The 24,911-nt window shown below is 61.2% G+C and carries 17 protein-coding genes and 1 pseudogene; 5 read left to right on the forward strand and 13 right to left on the reverse strand.

Annotated features, from left to right (window positions below; all coding sequences use genetic code 11):
- Window positions 1–36 precede the first annotated feature (36 nt).
- The 10 genes and pseudogenes from IPK70_12910 to IPK70_12955 form a co-directional block, all read right to left on the reverse strand.
- On the reverse strand, window positions 37–939 hold the full coding sequence (locus tag IPK70_12910) for a T9SS type A sorting domain-containing protein (GenBank protein ID MBK8228058.1): 903 nt from the start codon (window positions 937–939) through the stop codon (window positions 37–39).
- A gap of 86 nt (window positions 940–1,025) precedes the next feature.
- On the reverse strand, window positions 1,026–1,523 hold the full coding sequence (locus tag IPK70_12915; GenBank protein MBK8228059.1) for a T9SS type A sorting domain-containing protein: 498 nt from the start codon (window positions 1,521–1,523) through the stop codon (window positions 1,026–1,028).
- A gap of 4 nt (window positions 1,524–1,527) precedes the next feature.
- A complete protein-coding gene (locus tag IPK70_12920; GenBank protein ID MBK8228060.1) occupies window positions 1,528–2,031 on the reverse strand; it encodes a hypothetical protein in 504 nt (167 codons plus the stop codon).
- Between the two features lie 47 nt (window positions 2,032–2,078).
- Complete coding sequence (locus IPK70_12925; GenBank protein MBK8228061.1) at window positions 2,079–2,933, reverse strand: T9SS type A sorting domain-containing protein; 855 nt, start codon at window positions 2,931–2,933, stop codon at window positions 2,079–2,081.
- A 193-nt stretch (window positions 2,934–3,126) separates the two neighbouring features.
- Window positions 3,127–6,855, reverse strand: a complete 3,729-nt coding sequence (locus IPK70_12930; GenBank protein MBK8228062.1) for a response regulator — start codon at window positions 6,853–6,855, stop codon at window positions 3,127–3,129.
- The gene (locus IPK70_12935; GenBank protein ID MBK8228063.1) at window positions 6,852–7,499 is read right to left on the reverse strand and encodes a response regulator transcription factor; all 648 of its coding nucleotides are present in this window, start codon (window positions 7,497–7,499) and stop codon (window positions 6,852–6,854) included. Before IPK70_12935 ends, IPK70_12930 begins: the two co-directional genes overlap by 4 nt.
- Window positions 7,500–7,557: 58 nt before the next feature.
- Window positions 7,558–7,908, reverse strand: coding sequence for an Hpt domain-containing protein (locus tag IPK70_12940; GenBank protein MBK8228064.1), 351 nt, complete (start codon window positions 7,906–7,908; stop codon window positions 7,558–7,560).
- A 172-nt stretch (window positions 7,909–8,080) separates the two neighbouring features.
- On the reverse strand, window positions 8,081–8,785 hold the full coding sequence (locus IPK70_12945; protein ID MBK8228065.1) for a hypothetical protein: 705 nt from the start codon (window positions 8,783–8,785) through the stop codon (window positions 8,081–8,083).
- A 6-nt stretch (window positions 8,786–8,791) separates the two neighbouring features.
- Window positions 8,792–9,838: pseudogene (locus IPK70_12950) on the reverse strand (methylmalonyl-CoA mutase).
- A 205-nt stretch (window positions 9,839–10,043) separates the two neighbouring features.
- Window positions 10,044–10,466, reverse strand: a complete 423-nt coding sequence (locus IPK70_12955) for an EamA family transporter (protein ID MBK8228066.1) — start codon at window positions 10,464–10,466, stop codon at window positions 10,044–10,046.
- Between the two features lie 96 nt (window positions 10,467–10,562).
- Here IPK70_12955 and IPK70_12960 point away from each other — a divergent pair, with 96 nt between their 5' ends.
- The 3 genes from IPK70_12960 to IPK70_12970 are packed head-to-tail and all read left to right on the forward strand — an operon-like array spanning window position 10,563 to window position 13,956.
- Window positions 10,563–11,243: a response regulator transcription factor gene (locus IPK70_12960; protein MBK8228067.1), complete on the forward strand. Its 681-nt coding sequence runs from the start codon at window positions 10,563–10,565 to the stop codon at window positions 11,241–11,243.
- Window positions 11,240–12,523, forward strand: coding sequence for a HAMP domain-containing histidine kinase (locus IPK70_12965; GenBank protein MBK8228068.1), 1,284 nt, complete (start codon window positions 11,240–11,242; stop codon window positions 12,521–12,523). The genes IPK70_12960 and IPK70_12965 overlap by 4 nt, the downstream gene beginning before the upstream one ends.
- A gap of 47 nt (window positions 12,524–12,570) precedes the next feature.
- The gene (locus IPK70_12970; protein ID MBK8228069.1) at window positions 12,571–13,956 is read left to right on the forward strand and encodes a BamA/TamA family outer membrane protein; all 1,386 of its coding nucleotides are present in this window, start codon (window positions 12,571–12,573) and stop codon (window positions 13,954–13,956) included.
- 19 nt (window positions 13,957–13,975) lie between these two features.
- Here IPK70_12970 and IPK70_12975 read toward each other — a convergent pair whose 3' ends face one another.
- Complete coding sequence (locus tag IPK70_12975; protein ID MBK8228070.1) at window positions 13,976–17,917, reverse strand: methylmalonyl-CoA mutase family protein; 3,942 nt, start codon at window positions 17,915–17,917, stop codon at window positions 13,976–13,978.
- Between the two features lie 55 nt (window positions 17,918–17,972).
- Here IPK70_12975 and IPK70_12980 point away from each other — a divergent pair, with 55 nt between their 5' ends.
- Window positions 17,973–20,294 (forward strand): alkaline phosphatase family protein, encoded by a 2,322-nt coding sequence (locus IPK70_12980; protein MBK8228071.1) that lies wholly within the window; start codon window positions 17,973–17,975, stop codon window positions 20,292–20,294.
- 387 nt (window positions 20,295–20,681) lie between these two features.
- Entirely contained in the window at window positions 20,682–21,923 is a 1,242-nt protein-coding gene (locus IPK70_12985; GenBank protein MBK8228072.1) for a hypothetical protein, read from the forward strand.
- A gap of 2 nt (window positions 21,924–21,925) precedes the next feature.
- Here IPK70_12985 and IPK70_12990 read toward each other — a convergent pair whose 3' ends face one another.
- Together IPK70_12990 and IPK70_12995 are read right to left on the reverse strand one after the other, a co-directional pair.
- Complete coding sequence (locus tag IPK70_12990; GenBank protein MBK8228073.1) at window positions 21,926–22,573, reverse strand: NAD-dependent epimerase/dehydratase family protein; 648 nt, start codon at window positions 22,571–22,573, stop codon at window positions 21,926–21,928.
- Between the two features lie 51 nt (window positions 22,574–22,624).
- The gene (locus tag IPK70_12995; GenBank protein ID MBK8228074.1) at window positions 22,625–24,817 is read right to left on the reverse strand and encodes a hypothetical protein; all 2,193 of its coding nucleotides are present in this window, start codon (window positions 24,815–24,817) and stop codon (window positions 22,625–22,627) included.
- Between the last annotated feature and the right edge of the window lie 94 nt (window positions 24,818–24,911).

Genomic DNA, 24,911 nt, shown 5'->3' on the forward strand with positions numbered 1-24,911 from the left:
TGCGGTGTTCCGAGTTGTGTGTATTCCGATCTTCCGTTACTCCTTCACCACCTTCCGCACCATCCGCTCGCCGCCGGTCTGCAGTTCCAGCAGGTAGGTGCCGGGTGCCAGCGATGCCAGATCGAGGGTGATGGCGGAAGGCCCGCTGGTGGCTGCCACCGTGCGCGTGAGAAGCTCTTGGCCGGTCAAGGAGAGCACCCTGCAGAGCACGGCACCCGTTGTTCCGCTGGGGAGTGAGATGCTCAACACTGAGGAGAACGGATTGGGCGATAGCTGCATGCCCCGGAGCGCGGTGCTCGTGATGCCTGTGGTGATCGATCCCACATCACCGGCCAGGATCGCTTCACCAGGCACGCTGTTGTAGGCATAGTCCTTCAGGGTGAAGCTCGTACCGTTAGTAGGAATGCTCAAGCGGGCCCAACCATAGAACGTGATTCCAGCGATATCGAACTGCAAACCGAGGAACATGGGGGAATCCACGGATGCACCGCCCAACCATGACCCAGTGAACGATCCCAGATTGCAGACCCATTGGCCAAGCCCCACTGGGGCATAGACGCAGGTTGGTGAGCCCTGGGTCATCAGGACCTGCGCACCCGCATTGTTCCAGCTCAACGCAGGGGCGATCGCCTGCCACGCTGGAAGTTGTGAAGCAAAGGAGGCCGCATTTACCACCGCATTGGTCCCTTGGGGTGTGATCTTCACCCAACTACGCGGCCTTGTATTGGTCGCTACGCAGTTCAGGCCAGGGCCGTTAGGGCAGGGGGCATTTATCGTGCTTTGCACGATCAGGAAGTCGATGTTCCCATCGTTGTTCAGGTCGAGGGAGCAAGTATCGTTGGTGCCCGTGTAGGTGGCATCCGGGACCACATCCGTGTAAATGATCTGGGCCTGTGCCTGGGTGGCGAGCAAGGCCAAAAGGAGTAGTGCGTGTTTCATGGTCGGAACGTGTTGTATGGGTGGAGCGAAGGTCCAACGACCGGTTCATCCCGCACCTCGTAGAAATACCGGTTCTTGGATCCGGCTCACGGCATCACCAACCGTGTCGTCATCTGCTGGCCGTTCAGGAGCAAGCGCACGCTATACAGGCCGGGCCTGAGGGTGGATACAGAAAGCGTGTGGCTGCTGGCTCCCGCGCTCAAAGCCATGCGTTCCTGCGCGGCCCTTCTTCCGGCCGCATCGATAACATCGATCGTGGCAGCGCCGCCCGTGGTCAGCACTACGTCCAGGCGGACCAGGCCATCGCCCTGCGCCACAGCAACGAGCGTGTTCGCGGGCGCCACGGTTCCCTGTATCCCCGCGAAGGGGTCGCTGAGCCAGCGAACGCCAGTGGTCACAGTGAGGGATGATAGATCTTCACCGGCGCTGTTGGAATACACTTCCACCAGCGGGTAGTGCGTGCCGGGGTGCAGGTAGTAGTAGATCGTGTCCACGTAGAATCCATCCTCCGGCCAAGGGGTTTCGAGGGTGTAGCTCCTGGTGAGATGCAGGCGAAGCACATTGGTGAAGGTGCCATAGGGCAAGGGATCAATGTCCCATAGCCATCGGCCTCGGCGTCGATCGAACCAGCATAAACCAGGAAGGGCCGGGGAGGTAATCCGCGAAGAGGTCATCGACCCATTGCGTGCCATACGTGCACGGGAATTGGAAGGTCATTTCCGGATCCTGGTAGTCGACCACCGCGTCTTGGTCCATGTGGTATCCGAGGTAGTAACCACCGGTGGCGTCGAAGGAGCGGTAGGCGTAGCCACTACCCTCGGCATGCGCCACTGTGGCGGTGGGGAAGCTATCGGTCATCGGTGTCGAGGCCGGATCCACGTACGCATAGGTAAAGGTGCTATCGATCACCAGGCCACTGAAGTCCCAGGTGACATTGGCGCCGCTGGCACCCGGGTTCATCCAGGTGCTGGCGTTCAGCACGAACGATTCACCCGGGCTTGCAGCGAAGTTGCTGTGGTCGATGGTGGGTTGCGCTTCGGCAACGCCAGCGAACAGAAACGCTGAGAGCAGGACAGGGTTGGCGTGTTTCATGGTGTGAAGAGTGTGGTGATCCGAGTTGTGTGTTTTCCGATCATCCGTTACTCCTTCACCACCTTCCTCACCATCCGTTCGCCGTCCACCTGCATTTCCAGCAGGTAGGTGCCGGGTGCCAGCGACGCCAGATCGAGGGTGATGGCGGAAGGCCCGCTGGTGGCTGCCACCGTGCGCGTGATCACCGCTTGGCCGGTCAAGGAGAGCACCCTGCAGAGCACGGCACCCGTTGTTCCGGTCTGGAGCGAAATGCTCAACGCGGCGGTGAACGGGTTGGGCGATACCTGCATGGTGCGGAGGGCGATGCTCGTTATTCCTGTCGTCGCTCCATCATCCCCTGCCGCGATCGGTTCATTGGCCACGCTGTTGTAGGCGTAGTCCTTCAAGGTGAACCCGGCGGCCGAGGGGATGCTGAGCCGGGCCCAACCGTAGTGGATCTCTCCTGCGATCATGAAGCGCAGGCCGAGGTAGCCCTCCGGGTAGTTCGCCCATGAGAATGGAGGCCAGGGAGTGCAGCCGACCAAGATCGGCGGGCAGCCACCGCTAGGGGAGGCATCCCTCATCAGGCCATTGGTCACGCTGTAGCTCAGGTTCGTGCCGATCACCTGTCCGCTCTGATGGCATTGGGGAAATTGTTGGGAAAGCCAGGTAAAACCAGAGATCACATGTGTGGACATTGGATAGATGAGGACACGATAATGCGTTCCTATAAGGCAGCTCATACAGTAACCCGGGTCCTCCCGTCGGATGATCAAGAAGTCCGCCTCGCCATTGTTATCGAGATCGAGGTAGCAGCTGTCGTTGGTGCCACCGTAGCTGGCATCAGGGATCACATCCGTGTAGATGATCTGGGCCTGTGCCTGCGTGGCGATCAAGGCCAGAACGAGTAGAGCGTGTTTCATGTTCAGTAGGGTTGGTTTCACGGAACGAAGGTCCCAAGACCGTTTCACCCCACACCTAGTAGAAATACCAGTTCTGCGAGCCGATCGGAAAATGATCGCTTCGATTTGCTCGCGAGATCAGACGATCAGAAAATGGAATGCCTGGTTCCGCCAGGACCGATCGCCTTTCCCCAAGGAGCGATCTTCTGATCGTCTAATTCTCTGATCGCCTGATCGCTTTGGAGATCGCCGCCACCAGCTCCTCCTGCTTGAAGGGCTTGGGCACGAAGCCGTCCATGCCGGCATCCAGGCACTGGTCCAATTCGGCCTGCATCACGTTGGCCGTCATGGCGAGGATGGGAATGCGGGACTTCCCGTTGGGCAGCGCACGGATCGCACGGGCTGCCTCGTAGCCGTCCATCACGGGCATCTGCACGTCCATGAGGACGAGGTCGTAGTCGTTGGCTTGCAGCATGTCCAGCGCGAGCTGGCCGTTCGCCGCCACATCCAGGTGCAGGCCGGGGATGATGTTCTCCAGTTCCACCCGCGCCACCATCACGTTGAGTTTGTTGTCCTCTGCGAGGAGGATGCGGAGGTCATGCAATGGGTGGGGGCGGGAAATTTCCCGCCCGTACTGGATCTCCGCCTCCTCCTGCTGCTTCGCGATGGCGTAAGGAACGGTGAACATGAAGCTGCTGCCCTTGCCCACCTCGCTCGTAACGCCGATGGTGCCGCCCTGCATGTCCACCAGGCGTTTGCAGATGGTGAGGCCGAGACCGGTGCCACCGAAGCGTCGCGTATGATCGCTCTCGGCTTGCGTGAATTCGTCGAAGACATGGGCCACACGATCGGGTGCGATGCCGATGCCGGTGTCGGTGACGGTGCAGCGGAGCATGATCGCATCGGACAACCGTTCCTGTACGTCCATGTGTATCCGGATCGAACCCTGTTCGGTGAATTTGATCGCGTTGCCCACCAGGTTCATCAGTATTTGCTGCAGGCGCGCAGGATCGCCCATCACCGCGACCGGTACCTCGCTCGCGATCACCGCATCCAACTTCAATCCTTTCTCCTCGGCCCGATAGCGCAACACCTCGATCACGCTCTTGATCACGCTGCGCGGCTCCATGCGCACCTTTTCCAGTTGGAGCTTGCCCGATTCGATCTTGCTCAGGTCCAGGATCTCGTTCACGATGCCGAGCAGGCTCTCGCTGCTGGTCGCGATGGCATCCACGTAGCTCGCGCGCGTCGCTTCATCCGTGGGCTTATCGCGGCGCAGCGCATTGCTCATGCCCACGATGGCGTTCATCGGCGTGCGGATCTCGTGGCTCATGTTCGCGAGGAATTGCTGCTTCACCTGTTCGCTGTGCTCGGCCCGTTCCTTGGCCTTGCTCAAGTCCGCCGTGCGTTGCGCCACGGTCCGCTCCAAGCGTTTCTTCTGCGCGGTGAGCGAGCGGATGTACAACAACACTCCGCCACCGATCGCCAGCACGCACAGCGCATAGAACCACCACGTGCGGTACCAGGGAGGCAGCACGGTCAGCTGGAGCGTAGTGCCCTCCGTGTCCCAGAGGCCGTCGCGGTTGTCGCCTCGCACCTGGAAGGTGTAGGTGCCGGGATCGAGGTTCGTGTACACCGCGCTGCGGTCCTTGCCGGCCATGATCCAATCGGTGTCGAAGCCGTCCAGTTTGTATTGGTAGCGGTGCTCCTCGGGTTCACTGAACTCCATGGTGGCGAACTCGAAGGTGATCATGGCCGCATCGCGGTAGGCGAACACGAGTTCGCGCGTGAGGTGCGTGGGGGCCGTCAGGGGTGAACCCTCCGCCCCGAAGGCGATGGACCGGTTCGTCAGTTTGATGTCCGTGATGTGCACCACCGCAGGCAGCGTATCGGTGCGCAGTTCCTCCTGGCGGAAATAATTGAAGCCGTTGACGCCGCCGAAGTAGAACGTGCCGTCCGCGGTCTTGCAGAAGGCATAGCGGTTGAACTCATCGCCTTGCAGGCCATCAGTCGCATCGAAGCTCCGGACCTCCCGCGTCACGGGATCGAAGCGTGCGATGCCCTTGTTGGTGCTCATCCAGAGCTGGCCGTCGTCATCGGCGAGCAGACCGTAGATCACGTTGTTCGGCAGGCCCTCTCGGGTCTGGAACTGCGTGCATTGGCCCGTGCGCTTGTCGAAACGGTCGAGGCCGCCGCCGTTGGTGCCCACCCAGAGGATGTTCGAGTCCTTCGGATCGTTGAGCAGGCAGAAGATCACATCGGTGGAAAGTGAACCCGGATCATCCGGCTTATTGGCATAGTGGGTCCAGGCATTGGTAACCGGGTCAAGGCGCAGCAAGCCCTTCATGGTGCCGAGCCAGAAGGTCCCCTGCGCGTCCTGGACGATGGCCTGCACGAACTCATACGTACCACCTAGCGCAGGGATGGGATAGGGGATGCCACTGAATCGCTTGGTGCGCGTGTTGAACCGGCCGAAGGCCTTGGTGCTGCCGAAGCTGATCAGGCTATCATGCCCGATATGGAGCGGGAAGCGGACCGGGAGCTGCGCGTCGGCATAGCGCAGCATGCTTCCGTCCCGTTCGTCGTAGCGTGTGAGCGCATTCCCGATGTTCGACCAGAACACCCCACGGCCTTCCTCCACCAAACAGGGTTCGTAGGTCCCCGGATCGATCTCCTTGCCGTAGGTCTCGATGGAAAACTGTGCGAGGTCCGGCTCCTTGAAGAGATAGACCCATTGTGACCAAGTGAACGCGAACATGCGCCCGTCGCGCAATGGCACCATCATTCGCATGCTGTGCAACCGCTGCTTGTGGAAGCGTTCCGCTCGTGGGTCGTACCGCAGGACCCCGAAGCCGTTCGTTCCGATCCACATCACACCGCTGCGATCGCGATACAGGCAAATCGGCTTCAACGCCTCGATCCTCAGTTCGGCGGATGTCGGGATCAGGCGCGTTACCCGGCCGGTACGCGGGTCGCAGCGCCACAATCGGTGGTCCGTCGCCCACAGCGCTCCATGGGCATCAGGGGTCGCGCGGATCACACTCATCCAATCTGCGGTGGAGAGCCTGGTGGTGGAGATGATCGCTTTCGCGTCATCGCGCAATTCCAGAACCGCATTACTGAAGCTGTAGGTGCGATGCCGGGTGGTATCGGAGGCAAAGACGGCCCAATCCTCTTCGCCCTGCCCAGCGACCAAGGGGCTCCACGGTAGCAGTTGCGGATCCGCGATCATGGCCGCGATGCGTGCTTCATCGCGGGTATCCACGGTGAAGGTGCGCACGTTCAGGTCCTCGCCGTTCAAGGTCCATGCCCCGCGTAACAGGCCCGCTTCATCCAAGGCTATCCAATTCACCTTCACTCCGGGGCACGCCCCGACCAGTTCCACGCGCGTGCCTGGCCCTGCAGGAGAAGATCCACTTCGATCGGCATCGATGCGGTAGAGCCCTAGTCCCACCGACACCCAGAGATGCCCGTCGGGGTCTTCCGCGATGGCGTTCGTCGCACATTGATCACTACCAATTGGCCAGAGCGGGCCTGCCTTGCCAGCAGGTGGGCTGGATGCCGGCCCACCACATGGGAAATGGTGGAAGACCTCCGTTGCGGGATCGAACACGTCCAGCCCGCTGTTCGTGCCTACCCAGATCAGCCCAGCACGGTCCTCGTGGATCGCCTGGATGAAGTTGTCGCGCACGGTGGTGCTGTCCGCCGGATCGTTGCGGAACACACGAAAGGAATAGCCATCGTAGCGGTTCAGGCCGTCCTTGGTGGCGAACCACATGAAGCCGGCCCGGTCCTGGATGATACTGCTCACCATGCCCTGCGAAAGGCCATCCTCGATGGTGAGCGCACGGAACGGAAGGAAGAGCGTATCCCACTGCGCCTGCGCCACGCTCCCGGTCAGGAGAACGAACAGCAGCATGGATCGCAGCACACGCACCCTCATGGCGTGTAGATCCCCTTGGTCATGGCGTACACCACGAGCCCTGCGATGTTGCGCGCGCCGGTCTTCAGCAGCAGGTTGTTGCGGTGGAACTCCACCGTGCGCGGGCTCACGAAGAGCTTCGCCCCGATCTCCGCCGTGGTGAGTTCCGTGCAGATGCCGCGCAGCACTTCCAGCTCACGGTCGCTCAGGGGATCGATCTCATTGAACGTCGGCTTCACCTGCTTCTTCTTCACCAGCCCGTGCAGCATCGCCTTGTTCACCGCATCGTTCAGGTAGAACCCGCTCTGTGCCACGGACCGGATGGCCGTATCGATCTCGTCCGGTTCGGCGGACTTCAGCATGTAGCCGTTCGCGCCGAGCGCCATGAGGCTGGTGATGTACTTGTCCTCATCGTGGGAGCTCAGGATGATCACTCTCACCGCAGGGTATTCCTGCTTGATCCGTCGCATGGTGGCCGTGCCGTCGAGCACCGGCATCTCCAGGTCGAGCAAGACAAGGTCGACCTTGGTGGTCTTCAGCCCAGCGAGCAGTTCTTCGCCGTTGGCGCACTCCAGCACCACGCGCACACCCGCCATGTCGCGCAGGATCATGGCCATGCCCTTGCGGAACAGCAGCTGGTCATCGGCGAGGGCTAGGCGGATCATCGTCCAAAGGTTGTGGGGTGAAGGGGACCGGCACCTCGTATTTACACCAGTTCTGCGCTCAGCCCAGTTCGGCTTGGAAGTGGTGCCGCAATTCCGCCGCTACGGCCTGGACCTCTTCCATCAGCTCCGGAAGGACCGACGCGCCGGTTGCGCCATCAGACGACCTCGCCTCCTGTGCCAACCGCACCAAGAGCTCCTGCATGCGCTGTGCGCCCAGGTAATGCATGGTCGGCTTCAGGTCGTGCACGATGGCCAGCAGCCCGTCCAGGTCCGCGCGCTCCAAGCACGCCGCCATGCGCTGCAGCTGGTCCGGGGTCTCTTCCAGGTAGATGCCCACCCAACTTGCCATGCGGGTGCGATCACCCTTGTAGATGCGCTCAAGCTGGGAGAGGTCGGTGTGAGAGGTCATGAACTACATGTTGCGCCTGTGCTGTCCCTCCACTCGAATATCGCTTGCGTGAGCTGCCCGAGCGAGCAGTACGATCGCTTCCATCAGTACTGCGAAGATGCTCTAGTTCTTGACCAAGGTCTGAACTTCCATCCTAGGGTACACTGCCATGCTCATAATGTCTGACAGTGCCTCATACATCCTTAATGTTTTCGGCTCGGCTGAACTGTATGCCAGTGACCCCAGCATCCAACAACGCACCAAGCAATCGATTACTGATGATCGGGCCTCGTTGAACGATTAGGTTGAGGGCACCTAGGTCAAACATATCACGACCCGGCCAATCATTGGTCGCGAAAACGACCATATTGCCGCGTATCGTCCAGAAGCTCGCTGGGGCTTCCTTGTTGATCGCAATCACTTGCTCCTGATACTCTGCCAAGGACCTTATTGGCAGATCCACGGGAGCAGCGCGCCTGAACAGGTCCATCTTGGTGAATCTCGACCGAGCGAAGTCGACATACTGGATGACATCGTCCCGCCACTCCAGCATCCAGTAGTTCAAGGATGGCCCATCGCTGCGACGCATCCGAAGTGGATGAAGGCGATGCTCGAAGATGTCGAAGTGCTCTACGATGCCCTTCAATCTGTCACTGATGACCATGGTCCGATGGGGCTGTACCAGCTTCGTAAGCATGTCCGTCGGACTGGCACCTGGAGCTAACTTGAACAGATCAGGAGCGATCGGCCGTTCCAAGAACCCATTCCTCCTGTTCGACATGGCCTTATATGCCTCCAAGCGCACATCGCCATCTGAGATGTCCCTTGCTAGGATGTATTGATCCTCGGGCTCAGTTGCCACATCGGGCCAAGGCGCTACCCAATGATGAAAAGCCATGCCGACCTACATGTTCCTACGATACTGCCCCCCAACCTCGAACATCGCTGCTGTCAAATGCCCCAGCGAACAATATTTCGTCGCCTCCATCAGCACCTCGAACATGTTCTCGTTCCGGATCGCGGCTTGCTGAAGGTCCTTGATCGCCTTCGCCGCTTCATCCGCGTACGCCGCGCGCAGGTTCTCCACCGTCGCGATCTGCGCTTCCTTCTCTTCTTCCGTCGCTCTGATCACTTCCTTCGGCAGTATTGTCGGTGAGCCCTTGCTGCTGAGGAAGGTGTTCACCCCGATGATCGGGTATTCGCCGGTGTGCTTCAGCGTTTCGTAGTAGAGGCTTTCCTCCTGGATGCGGCTGCGCTGGTACATGGTCTCCATGGCGCCGAGCACGCCGCCGCGTTCGGTGATGCGGTCGAACTCGGTGAGCACGGCCTCTTCCACCAGGTCGGTGAGCTCTTCGATGATGAAGCTGCCTTGCAGCGGGTTCTCGTTCTTGGCCAGGCCGAGCTCCTTGTTGATGATGAGCTGGATGGCCATGGCGCGGCGCACGCTCTCCTCGGTGGGCGTGGTGATGGCCTCGTCGTAGGCGTTCGTGTGGAGCGAATTGCAGTTGTCGTAGATGGCGTAGAGCGCCTGCAGCGTGGTGCGGATGTCGTTGAAGTCGATCTCCTGCGCGTGGAGGCTGCGGCCGCTGGTCTGGATGTGGTACTTGAGCATCTGGCTGCGCTCGTCGGCACCGTAGCGGTGCTTGAGCGCCTTGGCCCAGAGGCGGCGCGCCACGCGGCCCATCACGGCGTACTCGGGGTCCATGCCGTTGCTGAAGAAGAAGCTCAGGTTGGGCGCGAAGGCGTTGATGTCCATGCCCCGGCTGAGGTAGTACTCCACGTAGGTGAAGCCGTTGGCCAGGGTGAACGCGAGCTGCGAGATGGGGTTGGCGCCGGCCTCCGCGATGTGGTAGCCGCTGATGCTGACGCTGTAGAAGTTGCGGACCTTCTTGTCGATGAAGTACTGCTGCACGTCGCCCATCAGGCGCAGCGCGAACTCGGTGCTGAAGATCGTTGTTCTGCGCCTGGTGGTTCTTTGGGCGTGCCCCCTCGCAAAAGCCTCGGGGTCGCGTGCTGCGCTGTAGCCGAACTTGTCAGGGCCAGCGGCTGCGGAACTCCGGGGGCTCCTTCGTCGCCTCCTCGTTGCACGCATCCGCAAGGCCCTGCCTGCGCCGGGCTGCCGCTTCGCCCGCTCACGCACATCACGTTGGCAACCATCATTTCCAAACCAGCACCAACAGTCCGCTCAAGATCAACGTGGCACCCAAGGCAATGCGCCATGTGAAGGGTTCCTTGAGGAATAGGAAGCAAAGCACAAGCGTCACCACGATGCTCGCCTTGTCAATCGTGGCCACCACCGAAACGCTACCCTCCTTCATCGCGCGATAGTAGAACAGCCACGAGAAGAAGGTGGTGGCACCGCTCAAGCAGAGAAGAAGCACATCACGGGTGGTGAGCAACGCCATGTCCTTCACCTGCCGAAAGGCGAAGGCATTGCCCCACACCAGCAGGAAGATCAGGCTGGTACGCACCAATAAGGCTACGTCACCACTCACATGGCGCATGCCCGCCTTGGCGATCACGGCCGTGACACCGGCGAAGACCATGGAGATCAAGGCGAACCAGATGGAGCGTTCCATGCCGCGAAGTTGGGAAGCATGCAACGAACGGCCATTCCAAAGAACTTCAGGATCGAAGCGTTGTTTGGGCGTGCATGTATCACGGAACTTTGGAGCATGATGGACCTGCTGATCGTCGAGGATGAGCGTTCACTGGCCGACGACGTCAAGGCCTATCTGGACGATCCCGGTACACGGTGCATCATCGCAGGCACCGTGCGCGAAGCCTTGGACAACATCCTGGATAAGCCCTTCGACTGTGTGATCCTCGACTTGACCCTGCCTGATGGTAATGGCCTCGAAGTGTTGCGCAAGCTGAAAGAGCTAGGGCGGACCGACGGAGTCGTGATCGTGTCCGCGAAAGATGCATTGGACGATCGCATCGAGGGCCTGCGCATCGGCGCGGATGACTATATCACAAAGCCCTTCCATCTGGCGGAACTGGCCGTGCGCGTGCAGGCCACGGTGCGCCGCACACGTTTCGAAGGGCATGACCGGTTACGCTTCGAAGAACTGGAGATCGACCTGCCCGCCCATACAGCATTGGTGCATGGGGTCCCGGTACCGCTGACACCCACGGAATTCCGGTTGTTGCGCCTGCTCACCTCATCGCGCGATCGCGTATTGCCGCGCAACGTGATCGCCGAACACCTCACTGGCGGCATGGATGACGACCGGGCACAGGAGTTGATCTACGCGCACATGAAGAACCTGAAACGCAAGCTGACCGAGGCGGGCTGCGCCGATCGCATCCGTACCGTTCACGGTGTTGGCTACCGTTTTTCCGCTCAGGCATGAAGCTGCTGCAACGCACTCGGCGACCGATTTGGATCTATGCCACAGTGGTGCTGCTCCTGAGCATCCCGGCCTACTATCTCATCCTGCGCACGGTGTGGCTGGCAGATATCGACCAAGACCTTGAAGTGGTGAAGCGAAAGGTGGAGCGCGGCCTTCATGCGGAGCGGCTGACCCAGGAAGAGCTCGCCGAAGCAATCCAACGGATCAATGCGATCGAGGCGGGTGCGTACCTGTCCGTTCTTCCACCGGACAGTGTTGTAGAGGACCGGTTCCATACGATCGAGCGGCACGATGAACTGCACGGCCATGAGGAGCCGTTCCGAACCTACGAAAGCACGGTCGTGCTGAACGGAGTACCTCATGCGATCACCGTGACCCGCGTAGTCGAGGAAACCGAGGAATTGGTGACGGCGATCACCATGGTCACCTTGGTGTCGCTCGTGCTGCTCTTCGGCGGCGTGATGGTGTTCGACCGTGTCTCCGCTCGACGGATCTGGGCACCGTTCCATCGCCTGCTGGACGCGCTGAAGCGTTTCCAAGTGGACGGCCCCGTGCCCTTCAAAGCCACGCCTACGGGCGTTACCGAGTTCGATGAACTCGAACGCGTGGTGGAACAGCTCACACAACGGAACAGGGCCATCTATGCCGAGCAGCAGCGCTTCACGGAGAACGCCGCGCATGAATTGCGCACGCCGATCGCCTTGCTGCAAAGCAAAGTGGAACGTCTTTTCCAGACCAGCGGCCTCACCACGGAACAGGCCGGTCTGTTGGACGAGGCCAACCGGCTCTTGGGGCGGATGCGCCGCACCCACGATGGTTTGTTGACTTTGATCCATGTGGACAATATGTTGGCGGGGCCGAGCGTGCTGTGCGATCCACACGTGATCGTCCGCTCGTTGCTGGACCAGGCACAGGAACACATCGCCAGCCTTGGCCTCTCGGTATCCTTGAAGGCGGAGCCACCTGTGCAATGGCCTATGGAGCCGGGTATGGCGGAGATCCTGCTGGGCAACCTCGTGAGCAACGCCATCCGCCATAACAGATCGGGCGGACGAATCCGCATCCACATTTCCGCAACGATGTTCACTGTTACGAACACTGGAACGGACAATCCCTTGGACCTGGACCGGCTGTTTAAGCGTTTCGCCGGTTCCGGCAAAGGGCTTGGCCTCGGCTTAGCCATTGCGCAACGCGTGTGTGAACGGCAGGGCTGGTCGCTCGGCTATGCCTTCGAGAAGGGCATGCACTGTTTCGGCGTACAGCCGAACACCTCCGGCTGAACCTTCAGACTTTCTTCCGGAGCGCATCCGTGTTTCGCGGCATGAAGATGTCCGCACTGCTCGTTTCATTGGCCGTGACTGGGCATTCGCTCGCCCAAACGACCGAGGATTCCTTGGCCTTCATGCGGTCACGGCGCATGAGCGATGCCGATCTCGCGAAAAAGCGCGAAGGCACTTTCTTCACCGGCATTCCCGACCTGTCTTCCGATCCGGTGACCGGCTTTGGCTTTGGCATACGTGGCAACGTGTATTGGAACGGCACGCGCGACGACCCGCGCTTCGCCTACACGCCCTACCTCGCCAAGCTCAAGGCCAATGCGGCCTACTACACCAGCAACGCCCGCGAGCTGGTGCTATCGCTCGATGCGCCCTATTACAAAGGCACGCGCTGGCGGATCAAAATCGACTTCAAGGCGCAGCAGAACCCCGCCAACCTCTACTTCGGGCTTACGGAGAGCACATTGGGTCCATTGCACCTTCCCTCCGATCCTACTGGTCCTGGCTTCAGCACCTATGCCGCTTTCGATGAAGCACGGAAGACCTTGCGTCCCGGAGAAGAGGGCGAAGCGGCGCTTGTCACGGACGCGCTCTCCAACCGGTTTCGCGAGACCGAGTACATGCTCAACCTCAAAGGCGACTATGCCTTGGGCAGGGGGCGCTGGCGAGTCATGGCCGGTTACGAGATCCAGCATTTGCGGTATGCCACTTTCGAGGGCACCGAGGCCGAGGCCCGCGATCCCTTGACCGGCGAAGAACTGACCGCGCCCAATGGACACTCACTGCTTCGGCGTGAATACGACCAGGAACTCATCTCCGGCGTTGATGGCGGCTGGGTCTCCATCGTGCAAGGGGCCATCATGCACGACACGCGCGACTTTGAGCCGGACCCCACGAGCGGCCACTATGTTGAAGTGGCGAACGAGTTTTCGTCGCCAACCATCGGCTCTGAGTTCACCTTCAGTAAACTGTTCGTACAGGCGCGTTCCTATCACAAGCTGCCAGTGGGTCCACGCACCGTGCTCGCGGGGCGTGTTGCGGCCGGGAACATTTTCGGCTCCGAGGCGCCCTTTTTCGAGTTCCAGGACCAATGGAGCCCGGACGGCAGCATCAATGCGCTGGGCGGAAAGCAGTCTTTGCGGGGCTATCGTGCGAACCGCTTCCTCGCACGTGCGCTCTGGTTCGCCAACGTGGAACTGCGCGCTCGGCTGATCGACCTGTCTTGGGGCAAACAACGCTTCGGGGTTGGTGTGGCTTCCTTCGCCGACTTCGGCAGTGTGCGAGATCGTTGGCAGGATCTCGACCTCGCGCATGCACGAGCATCCTATGGTGCGGGCTTGCGCATCGCCTGGAACCAAAGCACAATGCTCTTCCTCGACTACGGAGTATCACACGAGGACCGGCTGTTGTTCTTCGGGATCGGCCAGGTGTTCTGAGAAAGCACGATCGAAGGTTTCACATGTTCCTTCTGTACTGCCCGCCAACCTCAAACATCGCCGCCGTAAGCTGACCCAGTGAACAATACTTCGTCGCCTCCATCAGCACCTCGAACATGTTCTCGTTCCGGATCGCAGCCTGCTGCAGATCCTTGATCGCCTTCGCAGCTTCGTGCGCGTAAGCCGTTCTCAAGCTCTCCACGGTCGCTATCTGGGCTTCCTTCTCTTCTTCCGTCGCCCTGATCACTTCCTTCGGCAGGATCGTCGGTGATCCCTTGCTCGACAGGAAGGTATTCACCCCGATGATCGGATACTCGCCGGTATGCTTCAAGGTCTCGTAGTACAAGCTCTCTTCCTGGATCCGGCTGCGTTGGTACATCGTTTCCATCGCACCCAATACACCGCCGCGCTCCGTGATCCGATCGAACTCCGTCAAGACCGCTTCCTCCACGAGGTCCGTCAACTCCTCGATGATGAACGAGCCTTGCAAGGGATTCTCATTCTTCGCGAGCCCGAGTTCCTTGTTGATGATCAATTGGATCGCCATCGCCCTCCGAACGCTCTCTTCCGTCGGCGTCGTGATCGCTTCATCGTAGGCGTTCGTGTGCAGGCTATTGCAGTTGTCATAGATGGCGTAGAGCGCCTGCAACGTGGTGCGGATGTCGTTGAAGTCGATCTCCTGCGCGTGGAGGCTGCGGCCGCTGGTCTGGATGTGGTACTTGAGCATCTGACTGCGCTCGTCGGCGCCGTAGCGGTGCTTGAGCGCCTTGGCCCAGAGACGGCGCGCCACGCGGCCCATCACGGCGTACTCGGGGTCCATGCCGTTGCTGAAGAAGAAGCTCAGGTTGGGCGCGAAGGCGTTGATGTCCATGCCCCGGCTGAGGTAGTACTCCACGTAGGTGAAGCCGTTGGCCAGGGTGAAGGCGAGCTGCGAGATCGGGTTCGCACCGGCCTCCGCGATGTGGTAGCCGCTGATACTGACGCTGTAGAAGTTGCGGACCTTCTTGTCGATGAAGTACTGCTGCACATCACCCATCAACCGCAGCGCGAACTCGGTGCTGAAGATGCAGGTGTTCTGCGCCTGGTCTTCCTTGAGGATGTCGGCCTGCACGGTGCCGCGCACTTGCGCGAGGGTGTCGGCCTTGATCTTCTCGTAGACCTCTTTCGGAAGGACTTGATCGCCGGTGATGCCGAGAAGGAGGAGGCCGAGGCCATCGTTGCCTTTGGGTAATGCGCCCTCACCCCCGGCCCCTCTCCCAGGGAGAGGGGGGCCCTCACCCCGGCCCTCTCCCAGGGAGAGGGAGGAATGCGCATCCTCCTTCGAGAAGTCCGGGCGCTTGTTGAGTGCGTCGACGATGGCCTTCTTCACTTTGAAGACATCGGCCAAGACTTCTTCGTTCCGGAACCGGATGACCTGGTAGCCGCGTTCATTGAGCATAAGCGTTCGGGCCGCGTCCTCTTCTTTTTGCAAGTCGTGGATGTCACCATCGACTTCGATGACCAGTTGCTTAGGCAGCGAAACGAAGTCGACGATGTAATTGTCGATGATGTGCTGGCGTCGGATGCGTCCGCCAGTGGCATTGCCCCGGATGGCCTGCCAGAGCTTGTCCTCGGCTTCCGTGGGGTTCTTCCGCATGCTGTTGGCGTAGGCCATCAGCTTCGCAGCAGTGGCAGGGTCACCGGTCATATAGGCATGCACCTGGCCATCATCTTCTGCGGGATCCGTCCCCCTCTCCTTGGGAGAGGGGTTAGGGGTGAGGGCGTATTTCGGCCTCGCGATCCCCCGCTTCTCCCAGATCTCGTTGACCCGCTTCTCCACTTCGCCCTCGAGCTTGTGCTCGCGGATGTACTTCTCGCAGTTCTGGTCGATGGCGGCGTTCATGAAGAAGCCGAGCAGCATGGGCGCGGGACCGTTGATGGTCATGCTCACGCTGGTGGTGGGCGCACTCAGGTCGAAGCCGCTGTAGAGCTTCTTGGCATCGTCGAGGCAGCAGATGCTCACGCCGCTGTTGCCCACCTTTCCATAGATATCCGGACGGCGACCGGGATCGTGGCCGTAGAGCGTGACGCTGTCGAAGGCGGTGCTGAGGCGCTTGGCGGGCAGGCCCTGGCTCACGTAGTGGAAGCGCTTGTTGGTGCGCTCCGGTCCGCCCTCGCCGGCGAACATGCGCGCGGGGTCCTCGCCGGTGCGCTTGAAGGGATAGATGCCCGCCGTGTAGGGATAAAAGCCGGGTGTGTTCTCCTGCATGGCCCAGCGCACCTTGTCGCCCCAGCTGCGGAACTTCGGCAGCGCGACCTTCGGGATCTTCAGGTGACTGAGGCTCTCGGTGTGGTTCGGCACCTTGATCTCCTTGCCGCGCACCAAGTAGGTGTAGAACTCGCCGCCGTACTTCTCCTCTTCGCTCTTCCAGCCGCTGATCATGGCCCAGAGGTGCGGGTCGAGGTCCTTCTTCAGCGCGTCGAACTTCTTCACCAGCGTCGCGACTTCGGCACTGCCATTTTCTGATCGTCTGATCGTCTGATCATCTGATCCGAGAAGGTCAGGCCCACCGAACGTCAGCACAGCCGAATAGAGACCGTAGAGTTGATCAGCAATCGTGGCTTGCTGCCTGACCTTCTCGTCATACCTCCGGTTGTTCTCGCTGATCTCGCTCAGGTAGCGGCTCTTGGCGGGGGGGATGATCCACACCTTCTCGCTCATCTCGTCGTGCGCGTGGAAGCTGCTGTCGAGCGCGACGCCTGTCTTCTCGGCGATCTTCTTCATCAGGCGCGCGTACAGCGAGTTCGTGCCGGGATCGTTGAACTGGCTGGCGATCGTACCCACCACGGGCAGGTCATCGTCGTTGGCATCCCAGAGCTGGTGGTTGCGCTTGTACTGCTTCTTCACGTCGCGCAGGGCATCGAGTGCGCCGCGCTTGTCGAACTTATTGATCGCCACCACATCGGCGAAGTCGAGCATGTCGATCTTCTCCAATTGCGTGGCCGCGCCGAACTCGGGCGTCATGATGTAGAGCGAGACATCGCTGTGGTCGAGGATCTCCGTATCGCTCTGGCCGATGCCGCTCGTTTCGAGGATGATCATGTCGAAGCCGGCGGCCTTCAGGATGCTCACGGCCTCCTTCACGTGCTTGCTCAGCGCGAGGTTGCTCTGGCGCGTGGCCAGTGAACGCATGTACACGCGCTCGCCGCGGATGCTGTTCATGCGGATGCGGTCGCCCAGCAGCGCGCCGCCGGTCTTGCGCTTGCTAGGGTCCACGCTGATCACGCCGATGGTCTTCGTGGGCTGATCGAGGATGAAGCGACGGATCAGCTCATCCACCATGGATGATTTGCCCGCGCCGCCCGTGCCCGTGATACCGAGGATCGGCGCCTTGTTCGCTTCGGCCTTCTTGTGGATCTCGTCGGCAATGGTGGCGAACACCTCCGGGTGGTTCTCCGCCGTGCTGATGAGCTTGGCGATGGCCGGCCAGTTGTTCGGTGTAAGCTTCTTCGCCTCGCCGTTCACCTTGTTGCTCAAGTCGAAGTCGGCCTTCTCGAGCATGTCGTTGATCATGCCCTGAAGGCCCATCGCACGACCGTCGTCCGGGTGGTACAACCGCGTGATGCCGTACGCATGCAGCTCCTTGATCTCTTCCGGAAGGATCGTGCCGCCGCCGCCGCCGAAGATCTTGATGTGCCCCGCTCCCTTCTCCTTCAGCAGGTCGAACATGTACTTGAAGTACTCGGTGTGCCCGCCCTGGTAGCTCGTCATGGCGATGGCGTGGGCATCCTCCTGGATCGCGGTGTTCACCACATCCTCCACGCTGCGGTCGTGCCCCAGGTGGATCACCTCGGCGCCGGTGCTCTGGATGATGCGCCGCATGATGTTGATCGCAGCATCGTGGCCGTCAAAGAGGGACGCAGCGGTAACGACGCGGATCTTGTGCTTGGGGACGTAGGGAGGGGCTTGGACGAAGGACATGAGGCGAAGGTATCGGTGGAGCAGAGCATATCATGCGTTTCGCCAAATTGCGGGCATGCGATCCGCCTTGCTCGTCCTTCTCTTCGGTTTTTCTGCCGCGCTCTTCGCCCAACAGCGCAAGGTCCTCATCATCGGCATCGATGGCTGCCGCGGCGATGCCATCCTCGCGACCAATGCCCCGCACCTGGACAGCCTGGCCGCAGCGGGCATCCAGAGCTTCCAAGGCAACACGCATCCGCCCACCTGGAGCGCCACCGGTTGGAGCACCATGCTCACTGGCGTGTGGGAGCAGAAGCACAAGGCCATCGACAATTCATTCGCCAACAACCAGTTCGCCACTTGGCCCCACTTCTTCGCCCGCCTCAGTGCGGTGGACCCCTCCCTTGATCTGCGGAGCATCTCGCACTGGGCCCCCATCAACACAACGATCACCAGCGGTGCGGATCAGGAGCTGAGCCCCACCACCGATCAGGCCGTGGCCGATGCGGCGGTGAACCTGCTCACCAACGGTGATCCCGATGTGCTCTTCCTCCAGTTCGATGATGTGGACCACGCCGGGCACCTCTACGGCTTCAGCCCCGCCACGCCGCAATACACGGCCGCCATCGAGGTGGTGGACCAGCAGCTTGGTCCTATCCTGAACGCGGTGCGCCAGCGTCCCGCGGACGAGGATTGGATGATCATCGTGACCACGGACCACGGAGGCAATGGCCCTGCCGGGCACGGCGGCATCACCTTCGATGAGCAGCGCATCTTCACCTTCGTGAGCGGCGATGGCATCGACCCCGCCGTTCGGCCTGCCGACCGCGATACCATCACGCCCTCCACGGCCATCGTGTTCGCCGCAGGCAAGCACGCACGCGTCAGCAGCACCGCACCGTACCAGTTCGGCACTGCGCAGGATTTCACCATCGAATGCCGGGTGAAGATGCCCGCTTCGTGGACCGGCGACCCGGTGTTCGTGGGCAACAAGAATTGGAACAGCGGCTTGAACCCCGGCTGGGTGCTGAGCACCAACACCAGCGGCAGCACGTGGAAATTCAACATCGGCGACGGCGTGGATCGCATCGACCTGAGCGGGCTGCCGATCAACGACAACCAGTGGCATCACATCGCGGTGACCTGCGATCGCAACGGCGAGGCTCGCATCTTCCAGGATGGCCTGCTGTTGCGTAGCGCCGCCATGAGCGTCATCGGCGATGTGAGCACGGCCTTGCAGCTCTGCTTCGGGCAGGACGGCACCACCACCTACGGCGTCAGCCTCACGGGCACCATGGCCGATGTGCGCATCTGGAACGTGGCACTGCCCATCGAGACCGTTTCGGCGTGGAGCGGAAAGCCATTGAACGGCACCCATCCGAACGCATCGAACCTGATCGGCCACTGGCGAATGGATGAAGGAAGCGGAGGATCGCTGGCCAATCAGGTGAGCGGTGCGCCCTCGGCCCAGCACTACACATCATCCTCGGCAACGAGCGCTACTTGGGCTGCGAACGTGCTGCCGCTGATCACCACGGATATTACCGGCACGGTCACACAAGCCGATCTGGTGCCCACGGTACTCGCCTACTTATGCATCACCGATGACCCCGCCTGGCAACTGGACGGCCGCTCGATCATTCCGGTGTGCGCGCCGGTGCAAGTGCAGGTGCGCACGCTGCTGTCCGGACCATACAACACACTGGACGGCACCATGAACGATGGCCTTCGCAGCGCGGGCCTCGTGCCCGTGAACGAGCCGTACACCGCGTTGGGCTACGACCACCGCATGAAGGGCGGGGGAGAAGCGACCACCAACGCAGTGCTCGCGATCGCCGGACCGGATGCCGTGGTGGATTGGGTCGTGCTGGAACAACGCGATGTAGCAGACCCTACGAGGGTGCTGGCCACACGCTCGTGCTTGCTGCAGCGCGATGGCGACATCGTGGGCATGGATGGCACATCATGGCCGCTTTGGCCCTTGGTGCTGGGGAACCACCACCTCGCCGTGCATCACCGCAATCACTTCGGGGCCATGTCGCTCTTGCCGGTGGCCTTCAGCCTGTCCGGTGCCACGGTGCTCGACCTGTCCGACCCGGCTACACCCGTTGTCGGCAACCAGCCGATGACCCAAGTGGGATCCGCACGGCTGCACTGGGCCGGCGATGTGCTGCGCGATGGCACGATCAAATACGTCGGCACAGAGAACGATCGCGACCCGATCCTGGTACGCGTCGGTGGCAACGTGCCCACCAACACGGTGAGCGGCTACTGGCCCGAGGATGTGAACATGGATGGCGTGGTGAAGTACGTAGGCGCCGATAATGATCGCGATCCGGTGCTCATTACCATTGGCGGTGCTACACCCACCGCCACACGCACAGAACAGGTACCCTGACGGAGGCCGATGGACATCGTGCGCCCTGGCAGCTTGTTCCTTCTGTTCAGCACGGCACGTTGACAACTACCCCGGCCATGAGCACCGCATCGCGTTGATTGGCAAGTCCTCTACGCTGCGGTCGTGTCCCAGGTGGATCACCCCGGCGCCGGTGATCAGGATGATCCGCCAAGCATGTAGAGCGAAGCGAAATCCCGCCTAAGCGGGAATGCTGCTGGCGGCATCGTGGCCGCTGAACAACGAGGCGGCGGTGACGATGCGGATTTTGTGCTTTGGGTCGTAGGGTGGGGCTCGGACGAAGGACATGAGGCTAAGGAATCTGGAGAGGGTGGACCCGAACTCATCCCGCCGCGCGTTACGTTAGCCCAGCGCAGCATTGATCTCATCATGCGGCTCACGCTTCTTCCCTTCGCGCTACTGCCGTTCAGCGCACCTGCCTGCACCAGCTTCAAGGTGACCGCCGACGGCCGCACCTTCATCGGCTGCAACGAGGATGCGTGGAGCATCAATGCACAGGTGCGGTTCGAGCAGGGGCATTACGGGCAGTATGGCGCGATCCATTTCGGCCACTTCAACGGCAGCCCCCTGCGCACCATGACCGACCAGATGGGCATGAACGAAGCCGGGCTGGTGTACGATGGACTCGGCATCCCCATCCACCATACGGCAGCACGACCAGGGCTCAGCACGCTTCACCTGGATGACTTGATACGGCTCGTGCTCCGCACGTGCGCCGATGTGCACGAGGCCGCCACCGTATTCCGCCGTTACGACCGCAGCGCCATCCCGCATGCCATGCTCTACCTGGCTGATAGGAATGGCGACTACCTGATCGTGGAGAACGATACCCTGATCGAAGGCCACGACCCGTGGTACGCTGTAGGCAACTGGCGCATGAGCACATGCGCTGACCCTGCTGCGATCCCGATTCCACGTCTGCAGGCCGGTCGTGCGTTGCTCAGCGAAGGCACCGATGCTTCATTGGAACACGCGACACGCGTGCTGGAAAGCATGAAGGCTTGTCGCAGCCGGATGGGGGAAGGAACGCTCTTCAGCGCGCTATTCGACCCCGCGCTCGGCAAGGCGCACCTCTTCTTCTACCACGACTTCGGCGAGCGCGTCACCTTCGACCTCAAGGAGGAACTGGCCAAGGGCGATCACGCTGTGGAAATGGCCTCGCTCTTCAGTGAGCGGCCGGAATACGCCGCGCTGCTCTCCTACCGAACGCCCTTCCATCAGCCGTGGCTGTTCTGGACCTTGGTGGCAGTGCTTTGCATCGTGCTGCTTGCCGGCGTGGGCTGTGGTTTCTGGTTCCTGCGCGATTCAATCCGCCTGATCCGGAAGCATCCCGGATCGGCGTTGGTTACGGCACTTCTGAGCGGCCTGCTCTGTGTGGCCTTGGCGGTGCTGCTATCCGTGCTCTTGCTGAACGAATCGCCGTACTACTTCGGTCTCGCCGATGTGCATCCTGCATTGGGTTGGCTGCCGCTCATCATCGTAGCGATGACGGCGGGCCTGTTCATGGCCGTTCGTGGAAGCGGCGTGCCTCGTTGGCTCAATGGAACGCTCGTCGTGCTGATCGTTCCGATGGTCGGCCTGTTGGCCTATTGGCAGATGCTCTGGCCGTAACCCTACGTCTTCGCAAGCACCTTGATGTCCTTCACCTCGATGGTCGACTTGGGATATCCCTTCCGCACCGCGTTGATCATCGCCAGGCCCACCGCCTTCATGCTGCAAGTGGCCCAGGGCATGAGCACAGCGAAAACCGGCACCAGCGCGCGCATCCACCATTTGGGGTTACGCATGCCCGGCGTCACTGTCATGATGCCCGGCCGGAAGTTGTAGTTCGCCTTGAAGCCCAAGCGCCCCAGTTCGTTCTCCGTGCGCCCCTTCACCCGCGCCCACATCAAACGGCCCTTCTCGCTGCTATCGGTGCCAGCGCCGGAGACGTAGATGAAGATGGCCTGCGGCGAAGCGCTGACCATGGCCTTCGCGAAGGCGAGCGTCGTATCGTAGGTGAGGCGGGTGAAGTCCGCTTCGTTCTTGCCCACAGAGCTCACGCCCGCGCAATAGAAGCAGCCATCGTATCCGCGCAGTTGGTCCACGGCTGCATCGAGCGAGAAGAAGTCCATCACCAAGAGCTCCTTGAGTTTCGGATGCTGGCGGCCGCAGCTCTTCCGTCCGACGACGAGCACCTGTTCGACGGCAGGATGCACGAGGCATTCGAGCAGCACGCCTTCGCCCACATAACCGGTCGCGCCGGTGATGATGACCCTCATTCCCATGCGGCCAAGCTACTGGACCCATGGTCCGAGTGAACGCCAGGACCGCTAGCGCTTCACGAACTGCAGCACCTTCGTGCCCTTCGCATTCGACACATGCACCAGATAGTGCCCGTTCGCGAGCGCGCCTGTGCCGATGCGACCATCGCCCAAGAGTCCAGCTTGCAACAAGCGGCCATCATTGGCCAGCAACCGGTAGGAAGCACCTTGTTCTTGCGGGCCGATGATGCGCACATGATCCTCCGCAGGATTCGGTGCAAGCGCCCATGCATCCACCGCGCCTTCGCCGACGCTGGTGCTCACCTCGGTGATCACCACCGCATCGTTGGTGCGGATGGGCGGATTGAAATCGAAGAAGATGTCGGCCGCGTTGCTCACCACCGTGCCGGGCAGTTCCGGTTGGTCCAGCTTCACGCGGAAGCCGATGAGGCCGTGGCTCGCCGGCTCGTTCACGTTGCTGTCCGGCAATAGGATGCTCGCGAAGGTGAAGGCGACGATTCCATCTCCGCTCATGGCGACATCATAGGGATGCGATGCCGCCCCAGGCTCGAAGCTGAGCGGATCCAAAGCGGCTGGCAGCGTGTCCACGATCACCACGGTGAAGGCCGTATCGGTGCCGGTGTTCTGGAAGCGCACGGTGTAATCGAGCCAGGCATCGGTGCCGATGAAGTATTGCGTGGCGCTGGTGCCGCTGCTGGTGCGTACCATCTTGTCGTTGGGGTCGACCGCGGCGGTGATGGTGCTCGTGAGCGCGATGGCGTTGTTCGCCAGCGTCGTCTCGCTCACGCTGTTGCTCACGGATGCCGTGCACGTCACATCGGTGCCGAGCAGGTTGATGTTCGCAGGCACGTTCAACGCGATATGGATGTCGGTGCTGCCGAATGCGCCCAGTGCAGGCAGGTCCCAAGTGAGCGTATTGCCAGCGATGATTGTCGGCGATGGTGATGCACTCACGTATGTGAGCTCCGGATCGATGACGAAGGCGAGCGTGATCGGACCCGAGAGCGCGCCGGAGAGGTTGCGGACGTCCAAGTGATAGCTCGCATCGAAGCCGACGCGCGTGGGGCCCTGCGCGCCGAAGAGTGCGAGGTCGAAGGGGATGGCGCTGCTATCGGCGATTGCGATGCTGACGAGCGGTGAGCCCGCCGAGATCGTGAACGGGATCGGATCCTGCGCCGGGCACAACTGGATGAGAGCAGTGCCCGTTTGCTGATCGAGCGTGTACGACCCATAGGTGAGGTTCCGACTGAAGGTGCCCGCGGCATTCGTGATCACATACTCCGGACCGGGCGTGATCTCCATCACCCGGTAAGGCATGGCTTCATCGTTCGCGTCCTGCGTGCAATCCTGGTCGTGATCGAAGAAGAGTGAGCCGTAGACCTGCCCGCAGAAGGGCCCGAGATCGGGCACGGTCACATTCAAGGTCTCAGGCGGACAGCTCATGCCGTAGGGATCGTAGTAGTACTCGGTGCGCACGATGTGGTGGTCGCCCGCCGCAAGTCCCTCGAACGTGTACACTTCGGGCCAGCCGCAGGCGGTGCACCCGCCCACCTCCGTCCAAGCATCGTTGTACACTGTCACGTTGATCTGGTCCACGATGCCGGCGCCAGAGAACACGTCAATCGTAAGGCTCCCATTGGCGCCGAGGCAGGCGCCCTGCACATCGAGCAAGGCCATGGGACTGCCATAAGACACATTCAGCGTGTTGAGCGTTACCGTGCCCATGCAACCCGTGCTGTCCGTGATGGTGAGCTGCGGATAGTCGTTGGCACAATACGGTCCGAAGAGCCAGCCGAATCCCGGGAAGGAATCGAAGGCGGCCGGGGACACCGCGAAGAAGCCTTCGACATTGTGCCAGCCGAGGTCCATCGGGCTATCGGGCAGATGCAAGCCTGCGTTGCAGCCGCCGCAGCCGAAAAGACCGCCTTGCGGAGTGGTCATGGAATAGGGCCATTGCAGGTAGGGCACGGCCAGCACCTCTGCGCTGTCCACTGCGACCTGGCCCAATGCATCGGTCACGGTCACGGTGTACCAGCCGGGGGTGAGATCCGTGATCGTCCCTTCGATAGAGCCGTTGGACCACGCGTACGTGTAAGGCCATTGACCGATCATGACATTGACCTCCATCGCGCCGTTGGCATGACCGCAGGTCTCATTCCACACGGTGAGTCCGATCTGCAACGCGAAGGAGACGTGGGGCGCACCGGCGGCGAGCAGGAGGGCGAGTAGTGCTTTCTTCATGGGTGGTGCTGCGGCTGGAAGACGAACGAGCCGGGATAGGCTGCTTCGCCAGGCTGCGAAGTTGTCGATCATGCGTTAGGCTGGCCTGACCTGG

The organism is Flavobacteriales bacterium, assembly GCA_016712535.1.
Lineage (GTDB): Bacteria > Bacteroidota > Bacteroidia > Flavobacteriales_F > PHOS-HE28 > PHOS-HE28.

Bases quoted from the DNA above. Each gene is read 5' to 3' on its own strand.
- IPK70_12910 (MBK8228058.1), bottom strand. From the start codon at position 939: ATGAAACACGCACTACTCCTTTTGGCCTTGCTCGCCACCCAGGCACAG.
- IPK70_12920 (MBK8228060.1), bottom strand. From the start codon at position 2,031: ATGAAACACGCCAACCCTGTCCTGCTCTCAGCGTTTCTGTTCGCTGGC.
- IPK70_12925 (MBK8228061.1), bottom strand. From the start codon at position 2,933: ATGAAACACGCTCTACTCGTTCTGGCCTTGATCGCCACGCAGGCACAG.
- IPK70_12930 (MBK8228062.1), bottom strand. From the start codon at position 6,855: ATGAGGGTGCGTGTGCTGCGATCCATGCTGCTGTTCGTTCTCCTGACC.
- IPK70_12935 (MBK8228063.1), bottom strand. From the start codon at position 7,499: ATGATCCGCCTAGCCCTCGCCGATGACCAGCTGCTGTTCCGCAAGGGC.
- IPK70_12940 (MBK8228064.1), bottom strand. From the start codon at position 7,908: ATGACCTCTCACACCGACCTCTCCCAGCTTGAGCGCATCTACAAGGGT.
- IPK70_12945 (MBK8228065.1), bottom strand. From the start codon at position 8,785: ATGGCTTTTCATCATTGGGTAGCGCCTTGGCCCGATGTGGCAACTGAG.
- IPK70_12955 (MBK8228066.1), bottom strand. From the start codon at position 10,466: ATGGAACGCTCCATCTGGTTCGCCTTGATCTCCATGGTCTTCGCCGGT.
- IPK70_12960 (MBK8228067.1), top strand. From the start codon at position 10,563: ATGATGGACCTGCTGATCGTCGAGGATGAGCGTTCACTGGCCGACGAC.
- IPK70_12965 (MBK8228068.1), top strand. From the start codon at position 11,240: ATGAAGCTGCTGCAACGCACTCGGCGACCGATTTGGATCTATGCCACA.
- IPK70_12970 (MBK8228069.1), top strand. From the start codon at position 12,571: ATGTCCGCACTGCTCGTTTCATTGGCCGTGACTGGGCATTCGCTCGCC.
- IPK70_12975 (MBK8228070.1), bottom strand. From the start codon at position 17,917: ATGTCCTTCGTCCAAGCCCCTCCCTACGTCCCCAAGCACAAGATCCGC.
- IPK70_12980 (MBK8228071.1), top strand. From the start codon at position 17,973: ATGCGATCCGCCTTGCTCGTCCTTCTCTTCGGTTTTTCTGCCGCGCTC.
- IPK70_12985 (MBK8228072.1), top strand. From the start codon at position 20,682: ATGCGGCTCACGCTTCTTCCCTTCGCGCTACTGCCGTTCAGCGCACCT.
- IPK70_12990 (MBK8228073.1), bottom strand. From the start codon at position 22,573: ATGAGGGTCATCATCACCGGCGCGACCGGTTATGTGGGCGAAGGCGTG.
- IPK70_12995 (MBK8228074.1), bottom strand. From the start codon at position 24,817: ATGAAGAAAGCACTACTCGCCCTCCTGCTCGCCGCCGGTGCGCCCCAC.